Genomic DNA, 22,753 nt, shown 5'->3' on the forward strand with positions numbered 1-22,753 from the left:
GAACACGGAGGCTCCCATGGGCAGACTGGCCGGCAAGATCGCGATCGTGACAGGGGCCGCCTCGGGTATCGGGGCGGCGTCGGCCAAGCTGTTCGCGGAGGAGGGCGCCCAGGTACTGGCGGTCGACCGGCCGGAGTCGGCGATCGACACGGCACATGCCGGGAACACCGCGATCGAGGCCTTCGCGGCCGACATCACGGGCGACGACGCGCCGAAGAAGATCGTGGCGGCGGCCCTCGACCGGTTCGGGGCGCTCGACATCCTGTTCAACAATGCCGGCGTGAGCGGCCGCGCCTTCGTCGAGGAAATGACCGACGAGATGTGGGACCGGGTGAACGCGGTGAACGTGCGCGGGATGTTCCGGCTGTGTCGCGAAGCCATTCCGGCGCTGAAGCTGCGGGCCCGCGAAAAGGGCCGCGCGCGCATCGTCAACACCGCTTCGGTCATGGCCTTCGACACCGACTACGGCCTGGCGGCCTATTGCGCCTCCAAGGCAGGCGTCGGCGGCCTGACGCGCACGCTGGCGCTGGAGCTGGGCAAGTTCAACATCACGGCCAACTATGTCTGCCCGGGCGCGATCTACAGCGGCATGACTCAGACCAACTTCGACAAGCCGGAGATCCGCGAGGTCTGGGAGAAGAAGGCAGCGTTGCGCCGGCTCGGCCAGCCGATCGACATCGCCCGCGGCGCGCTGCTGCTGGCGTCCGACGATGCCGACTTCATCACCGGTCACGAACTGGTGGTGGATGGCGGCCTCACCTTGCGCACGTGAGACGCAGGCTTTTTTAGTAGCCTGCTACGCGGCGCCATCCTTCCTGGGGTTAGGCGCGCGCGACTGCAGTCTCCGAGCTGCAACGTGTTGCCGACCGTGCACTCGTCGAGGCAGCGCCATCCGATTAAGCCATGGATGGCCCGGTCGCGAACCGCAAGGACCGGAGCCTTCAGTTCCTCCAGCTGGTCCGCGGACCGAGCCACTGGACGACCGCTGCGCTTGGCATTGCTCAAGCCTCCGACGCCGTCGTGGTTGTAGCGGCGAACCCAGTCGCGCAGCGTCTGACGATCCATCCCGCTGGCTACCGCCGCCTCCGTGCACGACCATCCTCCAGCACCATCGCGATCGCCAGGATCCGGCCAGAAACAAGTAGCCGGTAGCAGTATCGACTCCGGTCGGCGGTTCGTCTCGAGATTTGACGCTTGCAAGTTCAAAGTCCGGCTCATCAGTAACTCGAGGGCTCGCTTCTCACAGGAGAGATGTCTTTGGGAACATTTGACGCCCCTGGCGATGACACTGCCCATCCCTCGTTGTCGTCGGCCCTCTTGCCGCATGCCTTGTCGCGGCCATTGAGCACCGATCAGCCGGAGGGCTGACCCCACGGCGTAACTGCAGACCGTCGCATCGACCGGGTCGAACGCGCCGAAATCACCAGCCAACGAGCAGGCGATGACCGGAGCTGTCCGGGCGCCGGAGCCGCTTTCCTTTCCACGCGACAGCAAGAACGCCCTCCAGGCCCCGATGGGCCGCTGAACGGAGACGAACATGGCAAGCATCGAGATCGAAGGGCTGCCCTTGGCAGTGCCTGCCGCGGACGCATGGCCGCGCACCGAGCTTGGGGACGACAGCGCACTCGGCCTCGAGGCCGACGAGATGTTCGCGCGCCAACTCGACACCCGGTTCGCGGGCGAGGTGCGTGGCCTGGTGACCGATCCGGCGACGGGTCTCGCGGGCCGGGACCCCGAGGGCGTGCTGGCCGGGATCGGCGAGACGACGCGGCTTCTGGACGAGCTGAAGGACCGCTATCTGGCTCAGGCGATCGGCCCGCACCAGAAGGCGATGCTCGAACCGCTGATCGACCGGCGTCTCGACCGCGCCAGCGGCGACCTCGGGCGGATCGCGGAGCAGGCGACCTCGGTGCTGGACGACCGCATCGTGTTCGAGCGTCTCGCCGACTTGGCGCGTGACGCGTCGCTGTCCTGGCACGACCCGGCTCATCTGCGCACGCTGGGCCGCACCACGGTGGGCGAGCTGCGCTACCAGGGCGAACGAAAGGGCTGGGACGCGGGCCGGACCGATACGGCGGTGCGCACCGGCCTGAGCGATCTCTATGCCGGCGCGGTCGAGGCCGCGATCGGCCAGGATCCCGAGCGCGCGGCGAAACTCTACGAGCACGCACGCGATGTGATCCAGCCGGAGCGGCAGGCCGCGGTCGAGCGCAGGATCGAACGAGCGCGCGAGGAGCGCCGCGTGACGGAGATCGTGCACGGTCTGGCCGACACGCCGGACGATCCGACGCGGCGCCCCGACCTCGACGACTACCAGGCGCGCGCCGCCGAACTGACGCCGCCAGACGCCTCGTCTGAGGTACAGGCGCAGGTGACCCGGATGGCGCAGATCGAACAGGCGCGTGCCGACCGGGCGTGGCAGGCGGCGCGGGGCCGCGCGGCCGCAAGCGCGCTCGACTGGCTTGACGCCAATGCCACGGCACCGCTGATGGCAATGCCGACGGCGCTGCGCGACGGGTTGAGCCCGGAGCAGACGGAGGCGCTCGACCGGACGGCCATGAACGGCGGCCGCGTCGTCACCGATCGCGACCTTTACGACAGGCTCGACGGGCAGGCTGTGCACGAGCCGGAAAGCTTTGTCGGCCTCGACCTCACGCAACACCGGCTGTCGCTCGCTGACAGCGACTACAACCGCCTGACCAAACTCCAGCAGACTCTCGCCGAAGGCAAATCTGATCCGGCCTTCGAGCGCCACCGTCTCGGCCGCCTGTTCCTCGACGAGGGATTGCGCGCTGCCAACGTCGATCCCGACGGCGAGGAGGCCCGGACTGCACGGCAACAGCTCGATAGGCTCCTAGGCGCCTTCGAGCCTGTCGAGGGCAAACCGCCAACGATGGCCGACATTCGCGGCTTGGCCGGCGACGTGCTGCCGCCCGTAAATGGCGATCCGAACATCGTTCGAACCTCGGGCGGCGAGCCGGTCGAAGCGAACGGCAATACGCAAATTGCGCAGCAGCAAAAGCCACCCAAGGTAGACCAAAAGGTTGCACCGCCAACGGAGTCAGCTCCGGGAAGCCCTGAGTCTCGAGCCGCGACGACCACGGACCCAGGAAAGCGCGTGGTCTTGCCGAACGGCAAGAACGTCCCAAGCTTTGAAGATCCGAAAACGGAGTTCCTGATGTCGCCGACCGAGGACCTCAGCGACGTTGCTGAGGCCGGTAGGGAAGTGCTCTGGAAGATCCTGAAAAGGATGCCAACAAGCCGCTCGGAAGCAGAGAAATATGGCCGCGAGTTGGTCCGCGAGGCCCTAGGCCAAGGCGGGTGGTTCGACTACCAGAGGCGCCGTTCCTGCGTACATCTTAAATATTCGTTTCGACTTGAGTGAGAAAGCAGCTAGGACGGGTCTTCGGCGGCATCGACTCCCGGTAACCTTTGCGCGCGACGGCTGAGCCGAAGAGTGATGAGGAAAGTGTCGATAGGCAAGCAACCTAAACTTGTATCCCGTGCCAACGCATATAGCGGCACGAACACCCTCCAGGACTCGATGAGCCGCTGAACGGAGGCCGACGAGATGTTCGCGCGCCAGCTCGACACCGGGTTCGCGGGCGAGGTGCGCGGCCTGGTGACCGATCCGGCGACGGGTCTCGCGGGCCGCGACCCCGAGGCGGCGCTGGCCGGGATCGCCGAGACCATCCCGCTGCTGGGCGAACTGAAGGACCGCTATCTGGCGCAGGCGATCGGGCCCCGCCAGAAGGCGATGCTCGAACCATTGATCGACCGGCGTCTCGACCGCGCCGGCGGCGACCTTGGGCGGATCGCGGAGCAGGCGACGTCGGTGCTGGACGACCGCATCGTGTCCGAGCGCCTCGCCGACTTGGCGCGTGACGCGTCGCTGTCCTGGCACGACCCGGCTCATCTGCGCACGCTGGGCCGCGCCGCGGTGGGCGAGCTGCGCTACGAGGGCGAACGAAAGGGCTGGGACGCGGGCCGGACCGATACGGCGGTGCGCACCGGCCTGAGCGATCTCTATGCGGGCGCGGTCGAAGCCGCGATCGGACAGGATCCCGAGCGCGCGGCGAAGCTCTACGACCACGCGCGCGATGTGATCCAGCCGGCGCGGCAGGCGGCGGTCGAGCGCCAGATCGACCGGGCGCGCGAGGAGCGTCGCGTGACGGAGATCGTGGGCGGCCTGGCCGACACGCCGGACGATCCAACGCGCCGCCCGGACCTCGACGAGTACCAGGCGCGCGCCGCCGAACTGACGCCCCCAGACGCCTCGCCCGAGGTGCGGGCGCAGGTCGCCCGGATGGCGCGGATCGAACAGGCGCGCGCCGACCGGGCGTGGCAGGCGGCGCGGGGACGTGCGGCGACGAGCGCTCTCGACTGGCTCGTCGAGAATCCCGCGGCGCCCCTGATAGCGATGCCTGCGGAGCTGCGCGACGGGTTGAGCCCGGAGCAGACGGAGGCGCTCGACCGAACAGCCATGAACGGCGGCCGCGTCGTCACCGAGCGCGACCTTTACGACAGGCTCGACGACCAGGCGGTAAACGAGCCCGAGAAATTTACGGGCCTCGATCTCACGCAATACCGGCTGTCGCTCGGCGACAACGACTACAACCGGCTGACCAAACTCCAGCAGGCTCTCGCCGAAGGCAAATCCGATCCCACCTTCGAGCGCCACCGTCTCGGCCGTCTGTTCGTGGGAGAGGGACTGCGCACCGCCAACCTCTATCCCGACGGAGAGGAGGCCCGGACCGCACGGCAACAGCTCGACAGGCTTTTCGGCGCCTTCGAGTCCGTGGAGGGCAAGCCGCCGACAATGGCCGACATTCGCGGCTTGGTTGGCGACGTGCTGCCGCGCGGGGAAGGCGATCCGAATACCGTCCGGGCGTCGGGCGGCGAGCCAGTCGAAGCGAGCGGCGATACGGAAATCGCGCCACTGCAAGAGCCAGCTAAGGCTCTCCGAGGAATTGCACCGCCAACGGAGCCAGCCCCGGGGAGCCCTGAGTTTCAAGCTGCAATGGCGAAGACGGCCACGAGCCCGAACGGGGAAAAGATCGTGATCTTGCCGAATGGTAAGAGTATGCCAAGCGAAGACTCGAGAACGGGCTTCGCCGGCAGATAATGCCACAGGAGGCCGGGAAGGCCGCCTTTCTCCAAATCTTCGATCAGCAGGTTAGAGCTAAGAACGAAGCAAATAGGCGGGCTTAGCGCTACGAAAGGCAGTGACGGATCGAAGCACATGGAAGTCCATCCGATCAGGTCGAACAGAACGGACAGGACGACCAGAAGAATGACGAAGCGCGCCAGCAAACGCATCCCACCGGATAAGACAACGTATAGTTGTGTATGCATAAAGTAACACTATCATGACTGGTGGAATGTGGCCAAGCCTTCGCATCTTGATTGAGCCGATTGGCCTCAGCAGCTTGACCCGGAGACGAACATGGCAAGCATCGAGACAGAAGGGCTGCCCTTGGCAGCGCCTGCCACGGATCCATGGCCGCGCACCGAGCTTGGGGACGACAGCGCGCTCGGTCTTCAGGCCGACGAGATGTTCGCGCGCCAGCTCGACACCGGGTTCGCGGGCGCGGCGCACGATTCGGCGACGGGCCACATGGGCCGGCATCCCGAGGACGCGCTGGCCGGTATCGCGGAGACGATCCAGCTGCTGGGCGCGCTGAAGGACCTCTATCTGGCGCAGGCGCAGGGCCCGCGCCAGAGGGCCATCTTCGAATCGCTGATCAACAGCCGTCTCTACCACGCCGGGGCGGCCTCCGCCGGATCATTGCGGCGATGCCGCCGCCGACCGCCAGAATGGAGACCTACCGAGCGCTCGGCCAGGCCGCGGTACTGCATGCGTTGAGCGCCACGCTCGACGGCCCACGAGAACGGCTCGCCGGTCTCGTCATTAGCGCGCCCTTCGCGGGTCGCCTGTTCGAGGTTCTGCCGCGCTGCGGCTACACCGAAACCGCCGAATTTTTTCAAGGCCTTATCAAACGACCCGCTTGCAAGTTCAAAGTCCGGCTCATCAGTAACTCGAGGGCTCGCTTCTCACAGGAGAGATGTCTTTGGGAACATTTGACGCCCCTGGCGATGACACTGCCTATCCCTCGTCGTCGTCGGCCCTCTTGCCGCATGCCTTGTCGCGGCCATTGAGCACCGATCAGCCGGAGGGCTGACCCCACGGCGTAACTGCAGACCGTCGCATCGACCGGGTCGAACGCGCCGAAATCACCAGAACCAACGAGCACGCTGACCGGGGCTGTCCGGGCGTCGGAGCCGCTTTCGTCTGCGAGGCGGCACGCGACGGCAGGAGCGCCCTCCAGGCCCCGATCGGCGCTGAACGGAGACGAACATGGCAAGCATCATGACAGATGGGCTGCTCTCGGCAGCGCCTGCCGCGGACCCATGGCCGCGTCACGAGCTAGGCGACGACAGCGCACTCGGCCTCCAGGCCGACGAGATGTTCGCGCGCCAGCTCGACACCCGGTTCGCGGGCGAGGTGCGTGGCCTGGTGACCGACCCGACGACCGGTCTCGCGGGCAAGGACCCGGAGGAAGCGCTGGCCGGGATCGGCGAGACGACGCGGCTTCTGGGCGAGCTGAAGGACAGCTATCTGGCGCAGGCGATCGGGCCCCGCCAGAAGGCCCTGCTCGAACCGGTGATTGACCGGCGTCTCGACCGCGCCAGCGACGACCTCGGGCGGATCGCGGAGCAGGCGACGTCGGTGCTGGACGACCGCATCGTGGCCGAGCGCCTCGCCGACTTGGCGCGTGACGCGTCGCTGTCCTGGCAGGACCCGGCGCATCTGCGCACGCTGGGCCGCACCACGGTGGGCGAGCTGCGTTACCAGGGCGAACGAAAGGGCTGGGACGCGGGCCGGACCGATACGGCGGTGCGCACCGGCCTGAGCGATCTCTATGCCGGCGCGGTCGAGGCCGCGATCGACCAGGATCCCGAGCGCGCGGCGAAACTCTACGACCACGCACGCGACGTGATCCAGCCGGAGCGGCAGGCCGCGGTCGAGCGCAGGATCGAGCGGGCGCGCGAGGAGCGTCGTGTGACGGAGATCGTCGGCGGTCTGTCCGACACGCCGGACGATCCGACGCGGCGGCCCGACCTCGACGACTACCAGGCGCGGGCCGCCGAACTGACGCCGCCAGACGCCTCGCCCGAGGTGCGGGCGCAAGTGACCCGGATGGCGCGGATCGAACAGGCGCGCGCCGACCGGGCGTGGCAGGCGACGCGGGGCCGCGCGGCCGCAAGCGCGCTCGACTGGCTGGGAGAGAATCCCGCCGCACCGCTGATGGCGATGCCGACGGCGCTGCGCGACGGGTTGAGCCCGGAGCAGATGGAGGCGCTCGACCGGACGGCCATGAACGGCGGCCGCGTCGTCACGGACCGCGACCTCTACGACAAGCTCGATGACCTGGCCGTGCGCACGCCGGAAGACTTTGCCGGCCTCGACCTCACGCAACACCGGCTGTCGCTCGGCGACAGCGACTACAACCGACTGACCAAACTCCAGCAGGCTCTCGCCGAAGGCAAATCCGATCCGGCCTTCGAGCGCCACCGTCTCGGTCGCCTGTTCCTGGACGAAGGACTGCGCACCGCCAACCTCGATCCCGAGGGTGAGGAGGCCAAGACCGCACGGCAACAGCTCGACAGGCTTTTGGGCGCCTTCGAATCCGTCGAGGGCAAGCCGCCGAAGATGGTGGACATTCGCGGCCTCGTCGGCGATGTGCTGCCGCGCGGGGAAGGCGATCCGAATACCGTGCGGACGTCGGGCAGCGAGCCAGTCGAAGCGAGCGGCAATACGGAGATTGCGCCGCTGCAACAGCCAATCGACTCGTCCCGGCAGGTTGCGCCGCCAACCAAGCCGGTTCCGCGCACTCCTGAATATACGGCGAAGGGCGCGTTCGATGGGACAGAGCCCCGCGTCGTCCACAATGACGACGGCAGCGCCGAGGTCACCGCCGGCAAAATCCCCACGCCGGGTGGCCCGGCCGAGGCCACCATCCACATAGATCGCGACCGGTCGGGCGCGTCGTCGGAGATGGTCCTGCCCAACGGGCACCGGGTCGAGAGCCGGCGGACCAACTCCAACGGCGGGATCTGGTCGCAAATCGACACGATCCGCGATCCGCAAGGCACCGTCGTCGGCACGCAAACGACAACCTTCGATGGCACGCGCGTCACGCAGACATGGGAGCCGACCGATGGCCCCGCGCAGACGGCGAGTTGGGAAGCTGAGCCGCCGTCCGGCGACGTGCACCTGGCGAACGCCGGCATTGGCGCTCTTGGAGGTCTCGGCTCCGCGGGATCGCTGGCGGCCGACTCGCTGACCGCTACTGCCAAGGCCATCGCCGGCGACATGCTGGCACTGGGAGCCAGAGCTCTCGGCCTGGCTGGTGCCGCAGTGACCGGAGCCGCGGCCGGAGTCGCGGCAGGCGCTGCGGTACTCCTCACACCGGTGAACAGCCAGGGCACCACGGTTGACTTGGGCGATGGCGTGCGTCTGCGCCAACCGCCGGGGGGTTCCAGCGGCGTCATCGAGAAGAGCGCCCTTGGTGGCAGCCTGTGGGATCGCACGCCCGTGGCAGTGCACATCCGGGACGGCGCCACGTCGGATCGCCCGCGGATATTGACGATCGACGCCACGGCGCTGGAGAGGGCGATCGGGCCGGAGGCCGCCGACCGCGTGCTGGCGGAGGCCGAGACTCGCTTCGATGTCGTGCCGATCTATTCGAGCCGTCCGCTGGTCAAGGAGGGGCGACGCGATGGCACCGGAAATTCCACCGCAGCCAGCCCGAACAGCTCGCCGCCCGAAGAGCCCGACTTCGGGGAATTCGAGCACATTATTGATTGGCTGACCAAGAGGGACTTGCGGGCCGACAAGGACAAATACAAGGCCGCCGACGGCACCGACACGGCTATCGGCGTCCGGCTCGATCCTCGTGTCGGCGAACCGGCGGCAGGGCGAGACTACCAGCCCGACCACCCGAACCATCGCAAGGGATTGGAAGGAGAGTTCGGTCTGGTCAACGAATTCGCGCGGCAATTCCCCGACCACACGATCATCGAGTTCGGCCGCAAGGCGGGCGAGCACGGGCCGGACGTGATCTCGGTCGACCCCAACGGCAAGATCACCGTCTTGGATTCCAAATGGCGCGGGGCGGATACGTCGATCAGTCCGAGCAGGCGCGCACATCAGACGGAAAATTCACTCCAAAGCGCGCTGCAACGCATCGGACTCAGCATCGACGCGGCGATGAAGAGCGGACGCGTGTCGCCAGAGGCCGGCGCCACGGCGATGGAGAATTGGAGAAACGGGAACCTGACGATCGTCACGGTGGGTACTGGCAACGCACGCAACGGTGTGATTGAACGAATTGCCGGGGACGAGCGAGCTGTCGTCCATCCGAAACGGAGGCCGTGATGTCAAGGACACTCGATTTCGAAAAAGATCGCCAGTTCTACTTAGACGTGTATTTGCCACGCATAATGAAGTTCGAACCGGAAAAGACTGGTCCATCCAATCGCTCGCACTACATGGCGTGCAGCTTGGGTGAAGTGATCCAGGGCTACTTGTTGGGCTTGCGCGATCGGGTGCTGCCGAACGCGCAGGCGCTCGTCGCCTGGATGGAAGGACAAGCCGCTCCCCCGGAGGGCAAGGATAGCCGCGAATCTTTCCGTGCTTACCAATGGTGGGAGACATTGGGGGTGTGCAAGTGGCTGATCGACGGTGATCCGGCGGTAGCCGAGTTCGGGCGCGCGAGCGAAGCCGTCTGGCGGAAGTGGGACAAGTTCGACCGCCTCCTGCCTAACGGGAGGAAGCTGCTGATGCGGGAGGTGCTCGAAGGAGCGTTGCCGCTCAACTTGGCGGCGCGACGCCATGACGTCGGCCTGAAGCTCTGTCAGGAGGCGGGACTCACCTCCAAGGCCTCGTCGGCGCCGGCCATCTCGCGGGCGGAACTGATGTACGGGCAGTGGGCCTGTCGTCATCTTGCCGACGGTGGCAAGCCCGACGCGGCCTATGTCGCCAAGGGCGAGGAGATGCTGCGCAAGACGACGATAGAGCGTTTCATCCCGAACGGGTCCCGAATCCCGCTGGCGATGTGGCTGAAGGCGATCTACCACGACAGCGGCGTCACGCGGACGCCGGAGGAGACGATCCTCAAGGCCTACGACACCATGACCGGCGTTGAGAAGCCAGCCTTCGCAAAGATCTGACGTTGCGAACAGTTTAGCGAGCAGCTGCGGCACCGGACGGCGATGCCGTCGAGCCAGGCAAGGATCGCCGGTGACGGGAAGCCCGGCCGCGTCGATGTAAGCGGCGGCAGAACAACCCTTCAGGCTCCAAGGGCTGGGGCTGGCTGGCCTCGGTCGTGCCGCCCGCGACCCTGCTGGCCTTCCTCGGCATCGGCATGGCGGCCGCCGCCGTGCTCACGGCCTCGATCGATCCCGACTGGCCCACCTGGGCGGCGGCCGCGATCGCCACCGCCACCGCCTTGAGCGTCACCGGCCTGAGATGGCATGGCGTGCTGCTGGCCGAGCTGGCGCGCCTGTCGCCGGTCGGCCGGATCGGCGCGACCACGGGTGCCGTGCTGGCGTTCGGCGATGCCGGTGCGCTGGTCCTGCCGCTTCTGTTCAGCGCGGCCCTGTCGCTGACCGGAGGCTACGCCACCGGCTTCCTCATCGGCGGAACGCTCGCCTTCGGCGTCGGCCTGTTCGGCCTGTTCGGCCTGTTCGGCCTGTGGCGCCGGGTCAGCGGGCCGCGCTAGGCGCGACCACGGAGAACTGGCTGGCAAACCAGTCGGCGTACCAGCGCATCGCCCAGGGGATCGGGAGGATGAACACACACATCAGGATCAGCAGCAGCGCGTGACCGAGGATCGCCGGCCCCGTCGCGGTGAAGGCGAAGCTGACGGTCCCGCTGGTGTTGCGGCAGATCCATTGCACCATCGCCCGCAGCACCCAGGCCCAGCCGATGATGGTGAGGATGGAGACGAAGAGGAGGAGGTTCCAGCCGAGCCAGGCCAGCGCCTCGCCATCGAACGAGAGCTTGAGCTGGCCGTCCTCGGTGCGGACGTTGCCGCAGAACCAGCGCAGGACCGGGAAGGTGAGAAGGATGGTCGCCAGTGTCACCGCGCCGCTCACGCCGGCATGGTGGACATTGTGCAACCATCCCAGCACGGCCAGCCCGATGAAGACGTACCAGATGTCGGCCGGTTGGCCGGAGAACCGGAGGCGCTTTCCGTCGGGCAGGGCCACCTGTTCGCAGAGGAAACGGTAGTACCCCGTGGCCGTCCAGGGAGCCGGTATGACCAGGACCTGACCCACGACGTACAGCAGCGAACGTCCGAACAGGCCCCAGACCGGAAAGGCAGGGCGCAGGGGACCGGTCGGCGAGACAGTGGGCAGGTTTCCTTCGGCCAGACTCACGGCGTTCTCCTCCTCGCATCCTCGGAACGGCACCGGGCGTTATCCCATCATGCCTTCGAGCGTGATCCGATCCTATCGTTACGACCGCCGTCGGCGAGCGCTCGACATCGTCTTCCAGTCGCGCCGTCGCTACACCTACCGGGACGTGCCGCAGGAGACATACGAGGCCATGAACGCAGCCCGTTCCAAGGGCGAGTTCTTCAACCGGCACATCCGCGATCACTTCGCGTTCGAGCGCAACGCTGAAGGGGCGCCGACTGGCCTTTCCCGACGTTTGGTGTAGCCTTCCCGGCAAAACAAGTGCCTGGGAGGGCAAACGACCATGGACAACCGCAGGAAGACTCCGGCGAAGGTCGGACGACGTCTTTTCCTCGGCGGCACGGCGGCGGGTCTCGTCGCGGCGCCGGCGATCGTGTCGGCCCAGAACGATTGGCCCAACAAGCAGATCCGCGTCGTCATTCCCTATCCGCCGGGCGGCCCCTCGGACGTCACGACCCGCATCGTTCTCGAGCGCGCCGGTTCGCTTCTGGGACAGAGCATCCTGTTCGACAACAAGGCCGGTGCCAGCGGCGCGATCGGGGCGGAGCACGTCATCAAGAGCGCGCCGGCCGACGGTTACACCTTCCTGACGACGACCACGGCCATGGTCTGCATCACCGAGCATCTCCAGCCGCTGCCCTACGATACGTCGAAGGACCTGGTGGCGGTGGCCCGCACCGCGACCTCGTGGATGGGCATGGGCATCAACCCGCAGGTGCCGGCCAACGACCTCCAGGAGTTCATCGCCTACGCCAAGGCCAATCCCGGCAAGGTCAATTTCGGCTCGGCGGGGCTTGCCACCATCACCCAGCTCTACGGCGAGATCTTCAACATCGAGGCCGGCGTGAAGATGGTCCACGTGCCCTACAAGGGCAGCGCGCCGGCGACCGTCGACCTGCTGTCCGGCCAGATCCAGGTCCAGTTCGACCCGACCACCCTGCCGCACATCGCGGCCGGCCGGCTGAAATGCTTCGCCGTGCTGGGCGAGAAGCGCTGGCCCGGCAAGCCCGACGTGCCGACCCTGAAGGAGCAGGGGCTGGGCAAGATCGGCGGCGATGCCTGGTATGGCATTCTGGCGGCCAGGGGGACGCCGCAGGCCGCCATCGACCGGATGTCGGCGGCGATCGGCGAGGCGGTCAAGGATCCCGCGCTCAACGAGAAGCTGGTCGCGAGCGGAAACTATTCGAGCTTCCAGGACACGAAGACCTTCCAGGCGACGATCGAGCGCGAGCGTGTGTCGTTCGGCGACATCATCAGGAAGGCGGACATCAGGATCTGAGAGGCGTCGCCCTCTGACAGGTATCTCTCACCGCCCTATACTGCGGTGGGTTGAGGAGGGCAGGCCATGAGCGAGCCGGGTGTGAAACAGTACGATCGCGCCGCCGAGGACGTGGGCAACGTCGTGGCGCTGGAGCACGTCAATCTCGGGATCGCCGACCAGGGATTGGCGACGGTCTTCTACATGAGCGGGCTCGGCCTGACGCGCGATCCCTACATGATGACCAGCATCGACAATATGTGGGTCAATGTCGGGCGCAGCCAGTTCCACCTGCCGACGATGGTCCGGGCGCAACGCCTGCGCGGACGCGTGGGCCTCGTGATCCCCGACCGCGAATCGCTGCTGCAGCGGCTCGACCGGGTGAAAGGCCTGCTCGGCGAGACGCGGTTCGCCTTCGTCGAGCGCGAGGACCATGTCGAGACGATCTGTCCCTGGGGCAACCGCATCCTCTGCCACGATCCCTCGGCGCGCTTCGACGGCATGACGCTGGGAATGGCCTATGTCGAATTCGACGTGCCGCATGGGGCGGCCGAGGGGATCGCCGGCTTCTACCGCGAGGTCTTCTCGACCGGCGCGCGCGTGGAGAGAGCGGGTGCCGGATCGGCCGCGCACGTCTCGGTCGGCATCGGGCAGGAGCTGATCTTCCGCGAGAGCGATGCCGCGCCCGAGGCCTATGACGGGCATCACATCCAGGTCTATGTCGCCAATTTCTCCGGCCCCTATCGCGGGCTGGTCGAACGCGGCCTCCTGACCGAGGAGAGCAACCAGCACCAGTACCGCTTCCAGCACATCGCCGATCCGGCCACCGGCAAGGCGCTGTTCGAGATCGAGCACGAGGTTCGCAGTCTGCGTCATCCGATGCATGCGCGGCCTTTGGTCAACCGCAATCCGCTCCAGACCAATCGCAGCTACGTGCCGGGCCGGGACGGCTGGGTGCCTGAGCCGACAGCCCCCGACATGGACGATCCGAGAGTCGAGATGCGCCGCAAGCGCTTCGAGGAAGCCGCGCGGCGGGTGGCCGGCTGATGGCCGGACTCGTCGGACGGATTCTGGCGTTCGGCCTGCTCGGTCTGGTCGTGACGCCGATCGTGGTCGCGATCACGGTCCTGACCCTCGCGCATCTGTTCGATCCGCGTTGCGGGACGCCCGGGGATTCGGGCGGATGCGAAATGGGCGCGGCGTCGATCGGCCTCTTCTCGGCGCTGCCGGGCCTGGCGATCGGGGTGGCTTTCGCCCTGTACCGGCATTTCCGCAGCAAGCGCTCGACGCCGCCCTCGCCACCGGCCGTGCAGTCGTGACGACGCCGGACGCTTCGGCCTTCGACAAGCTCCGGGGCCGCATCCAGGCGTTGCGCGCCAAGACGATCGACAATGGCTGCACCGAGGGCGAGGCGCTGGCGGCGGCGGCCAAGGTGGCCGAACTGCTCGACCGCTACGAGCTGTCTCTGAGCGACGTCGAGATCCGCGAGACCCAGTGCGAGGAGCGGGTCTACGAGACCCATCTCAAGAAGCGCATCCCGATCGACGAATGCATCGGCGCCATCGCCGCCTTCTGCGATTGCCGCGTCTGGCGCGAGAAGAACGCGGCCGGCGAGGCGCGCTATGTCTTCTTCGGCCTGCCCGCCGATGTCGAGGTGGCGCACTACCTGACCGAGTTGATCGACGGCGCGGTCCGGGCCGAACTCGGCCGCTACAAGGTCTCGGCCGACTACAAGCGCTTCCGCCACCAGGAGCGCCATCTCGCGAACGCGTCCTTCACCCTGGGCATGTGCGCCTCCATCGCCGACCGGCTGGTGGCCATGAAGGCCGAGCGCGACGGGGTGATCCAGAGCAGCGGGCGCGGGCTGGTCGTGCTGAAGGCCGCTGTCGTGGAGACCGAACTGGCAAAGCTGGGTCTGAAACTGCGCACCGTCGAGGCCGGACCGGGGCGCTTCATCTCACCCGATGCCTACGATGCCGGCGGCGTCGCGGGCGGCGCGGTGCCGCTCAATCCGGCGATCCGCCGGAAGTAGGTTGCCGCGCGGGCCGGGCATCGCTCAGGCTCGGCATCGGCTCTCGCCGCTATCGACCTTGGGGCGTATGGCTCTTCAGCTCCGGCGTGCGCAACGGGCCGCGCAACGACATCGAATAGTCGATCGTTCCGTCCTTGTTGTTGAGTTCGATGCGGGTATCCAGAGCTTCGTTCAACGCATCGATCTGGCCGTGAAAGAGCGCCGTCGCATTCTCGCCCTCGAACAGGTATTCGCGCACGTGAACGATGCCGTTGCTGACTTCCACGGTGCCCCGTGAATTCACCCAGCGTCCCACGAAGTTCTCGATTATGGCCGAGGCGAAACCCATCTCGCTGCTGAACAGGCTGAATATGCCCGTCGCCAGGCTCGCCATCGAAAGTGAGCCGCGCGTGACGACGGGCTGAATGACCCCGGTCGCTTGCCCCTTGCCGGAGAGCGTCGGGAGGGCTGCCTGCAGAGTTGCGCCGCGGGCGCGGAGGGTCACTCCCTCGAGCGAGACCTTCCCCTTCAGAGCCACGGCAAGTTCATCGGTCCCGAAGTCGTTGGCCGTCTGTGCTCCGGCAATGGTACGCGAGACGTCGACGTCGCGCAGCTCGCCGTCGACCGAGAGCGCGACCGGGACTTGTTGCGCGTCGACCGTTCCCGAGAGACGAAACGTCGCTCCTCCCAGGCTGCCGGCGAAGCTTTCGACCGTGAGGAGTCCCTTGTCCAGGCGAGCCGACAGCGCGAAGCCGGTCATCTCGTAGGGACCCCAGGCGAGGGCCGGAGCAATCAGCGAGAGGCTGCCATCCAGCCGTTTCAAGGTCGAGGGCCAGTTCGGCTCGCCTTCCGGCATCGTGTCATTGGCCGAGACGGGCAAGGCGTATCCCGCCGCCGGCACCGGTGGCGCGGGCAGCCAGCGATCGAGCCTGAGGGTCTGCTGCGTCTGCAACGCGACGGACACGGTCGGATGGCTGTCCAGGGTCGACGACAACTCACCCGACATCTGCATCCCATCGACCGTGACCTCGCCCTTGAACGCGGCGCGGCGAGCGTCACCGCGAAAGCTGCCGGTGGCGCTGAGAGCGGCGATCGACCGGTGCGCCGCGCCGCTCGCGGCCGCGGCGAGCACGCCGATGTCGGGCGTGACGAGAGACAGATGCGTGAAGTCGAAGCTCAGCGTTTCGCCAAAGGACACATGGCCCACCGCCTCGATCTTGGCATCGAGCATGTCGATCGAGAGCTCGGAAAGCCGGACTGAGCTGAGCGTGCCGATGGCGTGCCCGGCCGTCCGGGCAGCCCCGATGCGACCGTGTGTGAAGCGCGGCAAACCGGCATAGTCGAGCACGCGATCGGCGTCTGGCAGGACTCCCTGCCAGGCAAGGTCGAGGCGCGGACGCGTGGCGAAGTCATCGACCGCGCCGGTGATCTCGAGGCGGGAACCGAGCAGATTTTCCACTGCGACGCGCTCGAGGGTCAGCCGGTTTCCCTGGACCGTGAGCTGCGCCTCCACCCCCTGGACCGGTTCGCTCCGATACTTGACCTGGTCCACCTTGACGCTGATGTCGATCTTCGGGGGAGCAACCGCGTCCTCCTGACCACGGGGGCTCTCGCCGGTGGATGGGGCGATCTCATGCAACGCCTGTTCGGTCAGGCGGTAGGAATCCAGGTCGAGGCGCGGTAACTGGAACTGGGCACTGATCGTCGTCGGGATTGCAAAGGCTGCCCGGGCCGTCCCGGTACCGGCTTGATCGTCGAGAGCGAATGTCGCGTCGGTGACCAGTATGGCGCCTTCGACGACCTCGGTTCGACCCCTCAGGTGGAGGCGCTGGAGTCGGTCGGCCGGAACGGAGCGGGTCTCGATGCCGATCCATGCGAGCGTCTCGCGCAGGCGGTGCGTCTCGATATCGACCATGTCGGGCCGGTCGGTACGCGACTGATCTGCCGGGTCGACGCGATAGTACAGGCGACAATCACCCGGAAGGACGGCCACGACCTCCCGCACATGGAGGCTCCCGTCGTCGAACTCGAACGCGACGACGACGTTTCGGACCAGATCGCGGCGGTAGCGCATCTCGCCGATGCGGACCACGAGATCGAGGCGAGGGGCGACCGGCAAGGCCGCCGGGGCGCTGCCTGCCGTGGTTTCGGAGCGTGCAAGCAGAGGATGGGTCCGCAGGCGGGCGATCCATCGGTCGAGATCTAGGGTCGGTGCTGACAAATGACCGCTTACGACGGTGGCGTCGCCATAGGAGACGTCGAGGTCACCGTCGATCTTCACGCCGTCCACAGCGAAGGCCAGCTGCTTGATGGAGAAGTGCCAGCCATCGAACGAGACGTCGGCGGATGCATCGAGCTGTTGCAGCAAGGCCTCGTCGAGATGTACGGGCGGGCGGCCCATCATCTGCGCCAGGGAGCTGATGAGTTTCGCCGGTGAGCTGGTCGCCACGGTCATGCGACCGCGCAGCGGATCGGTGCCGGAGCGTTGCCCCGTCCAACCTTCGAAGGTCAGGCGGCCTCCGGGCAGATCGGCCCGGACGACGAGAGGCGGTCGCGACTCCCTTGCGGGGTAGCTGTCGACGGAGGCTTTTGTCGCCAATCCGTTGACGATGCCGCTGCCTTCGAGATGGGTATGTCCGGTCCGGGAATCGAGCGTGACGAGAAAGTCGATGGCCTGCGCTTCAAGAGGCTGGTCGACCAGGCCGACGGCGCGCAGAAGCCGCCCATTGCGAACCTCCAGTCGGTCGAGGGTGAGAGGCAAGACTGTTGCCCCTTCGGCACCGCCGGATTCGAGACTTGGCAACCACCAGTTTGGCCGGCCATTTGCCCCGGGCTCGATGGCCAGCTGGGGCTGGTCGAGGATGATGCGCGTGATTTCGATTCGTCCGCCCATGAGCGACTTCAGGGACAGCCGAATGCTGAGGCGGCGTACCGCGAGCAAGCTGGGAGCCAGGGCGCCTGGCGCATTCGCGATGCGGGCATCGTCGACGGTCACAGTCGGCCATGGGAGAAATTCGACGAAGAGCGGCCCCTCCAGCGAGACCGTTCGGCCCGTGATGGCGGTCAATTCGTTGGCCAGCTTCGGCTTCAGGTCATTCCAGTCGATCGCGCCCGGCAGTGCGAGCAACGTCCCGGCCACGGCCGACGTCAAGCCGACCGTCCATGCCACGATCTTGACGAGTAAAAGGGTCTGGCGGAGGCACCACCCGAGCAGTTGCATCGACATTGGGGGATTCACGAAATTCCAACCGCCGGCCCGTCGCGACGGTGGCGAGGATCACTCATAACGGGCCTTGGCCTGCAGGGAAGCGGAGATAGAACCAAAACGGCTCTATCTGGATGATGGCGGCCGCGTCCGCGGCATGACCCGACGGAGGCACCGGCCGGCGCAGCGGGCCGTATGTATGCCCGTAAGCGGAGTACCGCCAGGGATCCCTGCCGGGTCAGCCGAGATAGGCCTTCACCAGCCGCTCGTCGGTGAGGAAGGACTGCCATTCGCCGGGTCCGATCTCGTGCACGATGGTGCCGACCGACATGACATAGGCGCGGTCGGTGATCTCCGAGGCGATGCCGACATTCTGCTCGATCAGCAGCAGGCCCATGCCGCGCTCGCGCAGCGCTTTGATGACCAACAGGATGTCCTTCACGACCTTGGGCGCGAGGCCGGTCGAGGGCTCGTCCATGATCAGCAGGTCGGGCTGCAGCAGGAGCGCGCGGGCGATCGCCACCATCTGCTGCTGGCCGCCGCTCAAGAGCTCGACCGGCGAGGCCATGCGCTCCTTCACGACGGGGAACAGTTCCGTCACCTCGTCCCAGGAGAAGCGCAGGTCGGCGCCGCGGACCTTGCGGCCAACCGTCTCGGCCAGGATCAGGTTCTCGCGTACCGACAGTTCGCCGAACAGGCGGCGGTTCTCCAGCACGACGGCCAACCCGTGTTTGGCAAGGTCATGCGCGGGCGTGGCGGTGATGTCGGTACCGTTCTTGACGATGCGTCCGCCACGCGCGCGCAACAGGCCACAGACGGTGCGGACGAGGGTGGTCTTGCCCGCGCCGTTGGCGCCGACCAGGGCCACGGCCTCGCCGTCGCCAACCGTGAGCGAGACGTCGCGCAGGACGGTGAGGGCGCCGTAGCCGGCGGAGACGGAGGTCACTTCCAGCACGGCTCAGACCCCGAGATAGACTTCGCGGACCCGCGGGTCGCGCTGGATGGCGGCCATGTCGCCGCTGGCGATGATCTCGCCGAAATAGAGCGTGTGCACGGTGCGGGCGACGGTCATCAGGCCCATGTCGTGCGACACCAGCAGGATGGTGATGCCTTCCTGGTTCAGCCGCACGATCCAGTCGCGCAGATCGTCGATCTCCTGGACGTTAAGTCCCGAGGAGGGCTCGTCGAGCATCAGCAGGCGCGGCTCGCCGGCCACGGCGCGGGCGATCTCGAGGATGCGGCGCTGGCCGGCGGTCAGGCTGGCCGCCGGCAGGTCGCGCAAGGCCGTCAGCTGGAAGCGCTCGCAGGCCGCCTCGGCGCGGTCGCGGATCTCGCGCATCTGGCCGCGCGCGGCCGGGGTGCGCAGCAGGTCCTGCAGCATGGTGGTGCGCGTCAGCTTGGTGCAGCCGACCATGACGTTCTCCAGCACGGTCATCTGTTCGAAGACCTGCGGCGTCTGGAAGGTACGCACGAGGCCCTGCAGGCCGCGCTGCTGGATCGTGTCGCGTCCCAGTACGGCGCCACGATAGGTGACCGTGCCGGCGAGCGGGCGGATATAGCCGGTCACGATGTTGAACAGCGTGGTCTTGCCCGAGCCGTTGGGCCCGATGAGACCGATGATGCCGCCTTCGGGCACGTCGAAGGTGACGGAACGCAGCACGGAGAGGCCGCCGAACGAATGGCCGACCTCCTTGAGGGCGAGAAGGGGCTCAGCCATTGCCGCTTCCCTTGCGGGCGAGTCGGGTCCGCAGCTTGCCAAAGGCGCCGACCAGACCTTCCGGCATGAGGACGACGACGGCGACCAGCGCCAGTCCGAACAGGATCTGGTGGATGTCGCCCAGCTTGCTCAGCAGCTCGGGCAGGAAGGTGACGAACAGCGCCCCGACGACGATGCCGGGGATCGAGGTCGCGCCGCCGATCACCGGGATCAGCAGGAAGCTGATCGAACGGTCGACGGTGAAGCTCTGCGTGCTCACGAACGAGGCGTGGTGGGCGAACAGGCTGCCGGCCAGGCTGCCGAACAGGGCGCAGACGACGAACACCTTGGTGCGCAGCGCCTGGAGGTCGATCGAGAGGGCGGCGGCCGCGGTGCTGGAATCGCGCATGGCGCGCAGCATCAGGCCGGTACGGCTGTCGACCAGGTTGCGCGCTACCGCCATGCAAGCGAAGGCCACGATCCAGACGAAGAAGTAGTAGCGCGAGGGCCGGTCGAGCAGGAAGCCGAACAGGTCGAGCTTGGGGATGCCGCCGATGCCCAGGGTGCCGCCGGTCAGCCAGTCCCACTCGAAGAACAGCGCGCTGGCGATGGCGCTGAGGGCGAGCGTGCCGAGCGCCAGGAAGTAGCCGGTGAGGCGCAGGATCGGGCGGCCGATGACATAGGCCAGGGCCATGCTGATCGCCGCGCCGGCGAGGAAGCCCACGACACTGGGCAGGCCCATCATGACCGTGCAGTAGGCGCTGGCATAGGCGCCGAGCCCGTAGAAGGTCGCCTGCGCCAGGTTGACGATGCCGCAATGGCCCAGCAGCAGGCCGATGCCGAGGCCGGCCACCGTGTAGATGCCGGTGAACACCAGCAGGTCGGCCGTGTGGCGCGGCACGACGAAGGGCAGGACGGCCCAGACCACAAGGCCTGCGGCCAGCCAGAGGAGGGTGCGCGGGGCCATGGGCTCAGCCTCCCCGCCGGCCGGCGCGGCCGAGGATGCCCTGCGGCATCAGGATCATGATGATGATGAGCACGGAGAAGGCGACGACGTCCTTGTAACTCGACGAGATGCCGATGATGGCCAGCGACTCGACCAGCCCCAGCGTGAGGCCGCCCACGGCGGCGCCCAGCGGATTGGTGAGCCCGCCCAGCACGGCGGCGGCGAAGCCCTTGAGGGTGAGGTTGAGGCCGAGCTGATAGTCGACGCCGATCAGCGGCGTCACCAGGATGCCGCCCAGGGCGCCCAGCAGGCCGCCCAGCACGAAGGTGAAGGTGCGCATGCGCGCGACGTTGATGCCGGTGGTCGCCGCGCCGTCGGCATCGATCGACGCCGCCATCATCGACAGGCCGATCGTGGTGCGATGGTAGAAGGCGCGCAGCGCCAGGGTGGCGCCGATGCCGATGGCGATCAGCCACAGCGCGTGGAACTGGATGACGGCGTCGAGCACGATCAGGACACCTTCGCCGCCGAGCGGCGGCAGCAGGTGACCGTCGCGGCCGATGAAGAACAGCACGCTGGCCGAGAGGGTGAGGGCGAGACCGATGGTCAGCAGCAGGAAGCTGTCCTCGCTCGCATTCTTCTTCGCCATGTAGCGCACGAACGCGACCTCGATGAAGGCGCCGACCAGGGCGCCGGCAATCGCGCCCCCGGCGATGGCGGCGGCATAGGGCCAGCCCGTCTTGGTGAGCAGCAGTACGGTCGTCATGGCGCCGATCACGGCGAACTCGCCCTGCATGGCGTTGATCACGCGGCTGCCCTTGAAGATGGCGGAAAGGCCCATGCCGACGAGCGCGTAGACGATGCCGTTCGTGACGCCCGCGAACAGGGCCTGCAGGACCAGGCTCAGGGTCATGGAATGATGCTTCCGCGCGAATGAAGGCGCGGCGCAGGACCCGCGAGGGGGACCTGCGCCGCCGGGACCGCTACTGGGCGACTCGGAAGGGCGTGCGCGTGTACTTGCCGCCGACCAGCTTGGAGAAGACGAAGCTCGAGATCGGAATGCCCGTCATGTCGTCGGCCGAGAAGTCGTAGTTGGCCAGCACGCCGCTATAGGGCGCCCGCATGGCGTCGCAGAGCTTCTCGCCGGTGGCATCGGCGCCGGCCTTGTTGAGGGCCGCGGCGATGATGTGCGCCGCATCCCACGCTGCCGCCTCGTAGTTCTTCGGCGTCGAGTTGTAGGCCGCCTTGTAGAGCTCGACGAACGCCTTCTGGTGCGGCAGCGGATCCTCGCCGACCACGAATTCGGGGATCACGATGTTGTCGGCGGCCGGTCCCATGGCGTTCACGTATTCGTAGGACGAGGAGCCGATCGCGGCGACCACCGGCTGGGCGATCTGGATCTGCTTGACGTTGCGGAACGGCGTCGCCGAGGTGGCGATGATGAACACCGCATCGGGCTGCGCGGCCTTGACCTTGGCCGCCTGGGTGGTGGTGTCGGTGGCGCCGATCTCGAACTTCTCGACCGCGACCAGCTTCACGCCGTACTTGTCGGCGAGCGGCTTCAGCTCGGCCATCACGACGTTGCCGTAGCCCGCGTCATGCAGCACGCCGACCTTGGTCGCCTTGATGCTTTTGGCGTATTCGAGCAGCGCCATCGCATTGAGACGCTGCGGCGGCAGGACGTGCGCCACGCACTTGCGCTCGCGCTCGACCGCCGGGCCGATGCCGGTGAAGGCGATCTGCGGGATCTTGTTGGCGTGGGTCACGCCGCCGACCGCGACGGTGCTGGCGGTGAGGGAGGGGCCGAGCAGCGCCTGGACCTTCTGGCCGAAGATCAGGTCGTTGGCCTTGCTCAGTGCGGTGTCGGGATTGGACGCGTCGTCCTCGACGATGATCTTGATCGGACGGCCCTTGATGCCGCCCTTGGCGTTGATGTCCTTCTCGGCCAGCAGCAGGCCGTTGCGCTCGGGCACGCCGAGGCCGGCGCCGGCGCCCGTGACGGACACGATCGCGCCGATCTTGACCGGCTCGCCCGAGGTCTGGGCCTGGACGGCGAGGGCCGACAGGCCGACCAGCGCCGTGGCGCCGGCCAATCTTGCAATGAACGACGACAGTGACATTCTTCTTTCCTCCCACTCGTTGATCTTCTT

The 22,753-nt window shown here is 67.2% G+C and carries 20 protein-coding genes; 12 read left to right on the forward strand and 8 right to left on the reverse strand.

Annotation, left to right across the window (positions count from 1 at the left end; translation table 11 throughout):
* The first annotated feature begins 16 nt into the window (after window positions 1-16).
* A complete protein-coding gene (locus ACP15H_RS07175; RefSeq protein ID WP_425065516.1) occupies window positions 17-772 on the forward strand; it encodes an SDR family NAD(P)-dependent oxidoreductase in 756 nt (251 codons plus the stop codon).
* Here the strand turns inward: ACP15H_RS07175 and ACP15H_RS07180 are convergent.
* Entirely contained in the window at window positions 730-1,548 is an 819-nt protein-coding gene (locus ACP15H_RS07180; RefSeq protein WP_425065517.1) for a helix-turn-helix domain-containing protein, read from the reverse strand. The genes ACP15H_RS07175 and ACP15H_RS07180 overlap by 43 nt on opposite strands.
* On the opposite strand from ACP15H_RS07180, the gene ACP15H_RS07185 reads away from it, so the two are divergent.
* The 6 genes from ACP15H_RS07185 (at window position 1,538) to ACP15H_RS07210 (ending at window position 10,787) form a co-directional block, all read left to right on the forward strand.
* The gene (locus tag ACP15H_RS07185; RefSeq protein WP_425065518.1) at window positions 1,538-3,385 is read left to right on the forward strand and encodes a hypothetical protein; all 1,848 of its coding nucleotides are present in this window, start codon (window positions 1,538-1,540) and stop codon (window positions 3,383-3,385) included. The two genes, ACP15H_RS07180 and ACP15H_RS07185, sit on opposite strands and share 11 nt — an antisense overlap.
* Window positions 3,386-3,571: 186 nt before the next feature.
* Complete coding sequence (locus ACP15H_RS07190; RefSeq protein WP_425065519.1) at window positions 3,572-5,125, forward strand: hypothetical protein; 1,554 nt, start codon at window positions 3,572-3,574, stop codon at window positions 5,123-5,125.
* 321 nt (window positions 5,126-5,446) lie between these two features.
* Entirely contained in the window at window positions 5,447-5,866 is a 420-nt protein-coding gene (locus tag ACP15H_RS07195) for a hypothetical protein (protein ID WP_425065520.1), read from the forward strand.
* Between the two features lie 492 nt (window positions 5,867-6,358).
* The gene (locus tag ACP15H_RS07200; RefSeq protein ID WP_425065521.1) at window positions 6,359-9,442 is read left to right on the forward strand and encodes a hypothetical protein; all 3,084 of its coding nucleotides are present in this window, start codon (window positions 6,359-6,361) and stop codon (window positions 9,440-9,442) included.
* Complete coding sequence (locus ACP15H_RS07205) at window positions 9,442-10,236, forward strand: hypothetical protein (protein ID WP_425065522.1); 795 nt, start codon at window positions 9,442-9,444, stop codon at window positions 10,234-10,236. Before ACP15H_RS07200 ends, ACP15H_RS07205 begins: the two co-directional genes overlap by 1 nt.
* A gap of 155 nt (window positions 10,237-10,391) precedes the next feature.
* Window positions 10,392-10,787, forward strand: a complete 396-nt coding sequence (locus tag ACP15H_RS07210) for a hypothetical protein (protein WP_425065523.1) — start codon at window positions 10,392-10,394, stop codon at window positions 10,785-10,787.
* On the opposite strand, the gene ACP15H_RS07215 is transcribed toward ACP15H_RS07210, so the two are convergent.
* Window positions 10,771-11,448 carry a hypothetical protein gene (locus tag ACP15H_RS07215; protein ID WP_425065524.1) on the reverse strand — a complete coding sequence of 226 codons (678 nt, stop codon included), beginning with the start codon at window positions 11,446-11,448 and terminating at the stop codon, window positions 10,771-10,773. The genes ACP15H_RS07210 and ACP15H_RS07215 overlap by 17 nt on opposite strands.
* A gap of 61 nt (window positions 11,449-11,509) precedes the next feature.
* Between ACP15H_RS07215 and ACP15H_RS07220 the strand changes: the two genes are divergently transcribed.
* From ACP15H_RS07220 to ACP15H_RS07240, 5 genes are all read left to right on the forward strand, one after another.
* Window positions 11,510-11,731 (forward strand): KTSC domain-containing protein, encoded by a 222-nt coding sequence (locus ACP15H_RS07220; protein WP_425065525.1) that lies wholly within the window; start codon window positions 11,510-11,512, stop codon window positions 11,729-11,731.
* A gap of 39 nt (window positions 11,732-11,770) precedes the next feature.
* On the forward strand, window positions 11,771-12,766 hold the full coding sequence (locus tag ACP15H_RS07225; RefSeq protein ID WP_425065526.1) for a Bug family tripartite tricarboxylate transporter substrate binding protein: 996 nt from the start codon (window positions 11,771-11,773) through the stop codon (window positions 12,764-12,766).
* Window positions 12,767-12,832: 66 nt separating this feature from the next.
* The gene (locus ACP15H_RS07230) at window positions 12,833-13,792 is read left to right on the forward strand and encodes a hypothetical protein (RefSeq protein WP_425065527.1); all 960 of its coding nucleotides are present in this window, start codon (window positions 12,833-12,835) and stop codon (window positions 13,790-13,792) included.
* Window positions 13,792-14,064 carry a hypothetical protein gene (locus ACP15H_RS07235; protein ID WP_425065528.1) on the forward strand — a complete coding sequence of 91 codons (273 nt, stop codon included), beginning with the start codon at window positions 13,792-13,794 and terminating at the stop codon, window positions 14,062-14,064. The genes ACP15H_RS07230 and ACP15H_RS07235 overlap by 1 nt, the downstream gene beginning before the upstream one ends.
* The gene (locus ACP15H_RS07240; protein WP_425065529.1) at window positions 14,061-14,777 is read left to right on the forward strand and encodes a DUF7168 domain-containing protein; all 717 of its coding nucleotides are present in this window, start codon (window positions 14,061-14,063) and stop codon (window positions 14,775-14,777) included. Before ACP15H_RS07235 ends, ACP15H_RS07240 begins: the two co-directional genes overlap by 4 nt.
* A 49-nt stretch (window positions 14,778-14,826) precedes the next feature.
* Here the strand turns inward: ACP15H_RS07240 and ACP15H_RS07245 are convergent, their stop codons facing one another.
* The 6 genes from ACP15H_RS07245 to ACP15H_RS07270 form a co-directional block, all read right to left on the reverse strand.
* Complete coding sequence (locus ACP15H_RS07245) at window positions 14,827-17,982, reverse strand: AsmA family protein (RefSeq protein ID WP_425065530.1); 3,156 nt, start codon at window positions 17,980-17,982, stop codon at window positions 14,827-14,829.
* Between the two features lie 217 nt (window positions 17,983-18,199).
* Complete coding sequence (locus ACP15H_RS07250; protein ID WP_425065531.1) at window positions 18,200-18,916, reverse strand: ABC transporter ATP-binding protein; 717 nt, start codon at window positions 18,914-18,916, stop codon at window positions 18,200-18,202.
* Between the two features lie 3 nt (window positions 18,917-18,919).
* On the reverse strand, window positions 18,920-19,678 hold the full coding sequence (locus ACP15H_RS07255) for an ABC transporter ATP-binding protein (RefSeq protein ID WP_425065532.1): 759 nt from the start codon (window positions 19,676-19,678) through the stop codon (window positions 18,920-18,922).
* On the reverse strand, window positions 19,671-20,624 hold the full coding sequence (locus ACP15H_RS07260) for a branched-chain amino acid ABC transporter permease (protein ID WP_425065533.1): 954 nt from the start codon (window positions 20,622-20,624) through the stop codon (window positions 19,671-19,673). The genes ACP15H_RS07255 and ACP15H_RS07260 overlap by 8 nt, the downstream gene beginning before the upstream one ends.
* Before the next feature lie 4 nt (window positions 20,625-20,628).
* A complete protein-coding gene (locus tag ACP15H_RS07265) occupies window positions 20,629-21,516 on the reverse strand; it encodes a branched-chain amino acid ABC transporter permease (protein ID WP_425065534.1) in 888 nt (295 codons plus the stop codon).
* 70 nt (window positions 21,517-21,586) lie between these two features.
* The gene (locus ACP15H_RS07270) at window positions 21,587-22,723 is read right to left on the reverse strand and encodes an ABC transporter substrate-binding protein (RefSeq protein ID WP_425065535.1); all 1,137 of its coding nucleotides are present in this window, start codon (window positions 22,721-22,723) and stop codon (window positions 21,587-21,589) included.
* Window positions 22,724-22,753: the final 30 nt, after the last annotated feature.

Origin of the sequence: Reyranella sp. (genome assembly GCF_965249915.1) — a bacterium.
In the GTDB taxonomy this organism is placed as follows: Bacteria; Pseudomonadota; Alphaproteobacteria; order Reyranellales; family Reyranellaceae; genus Reyranella.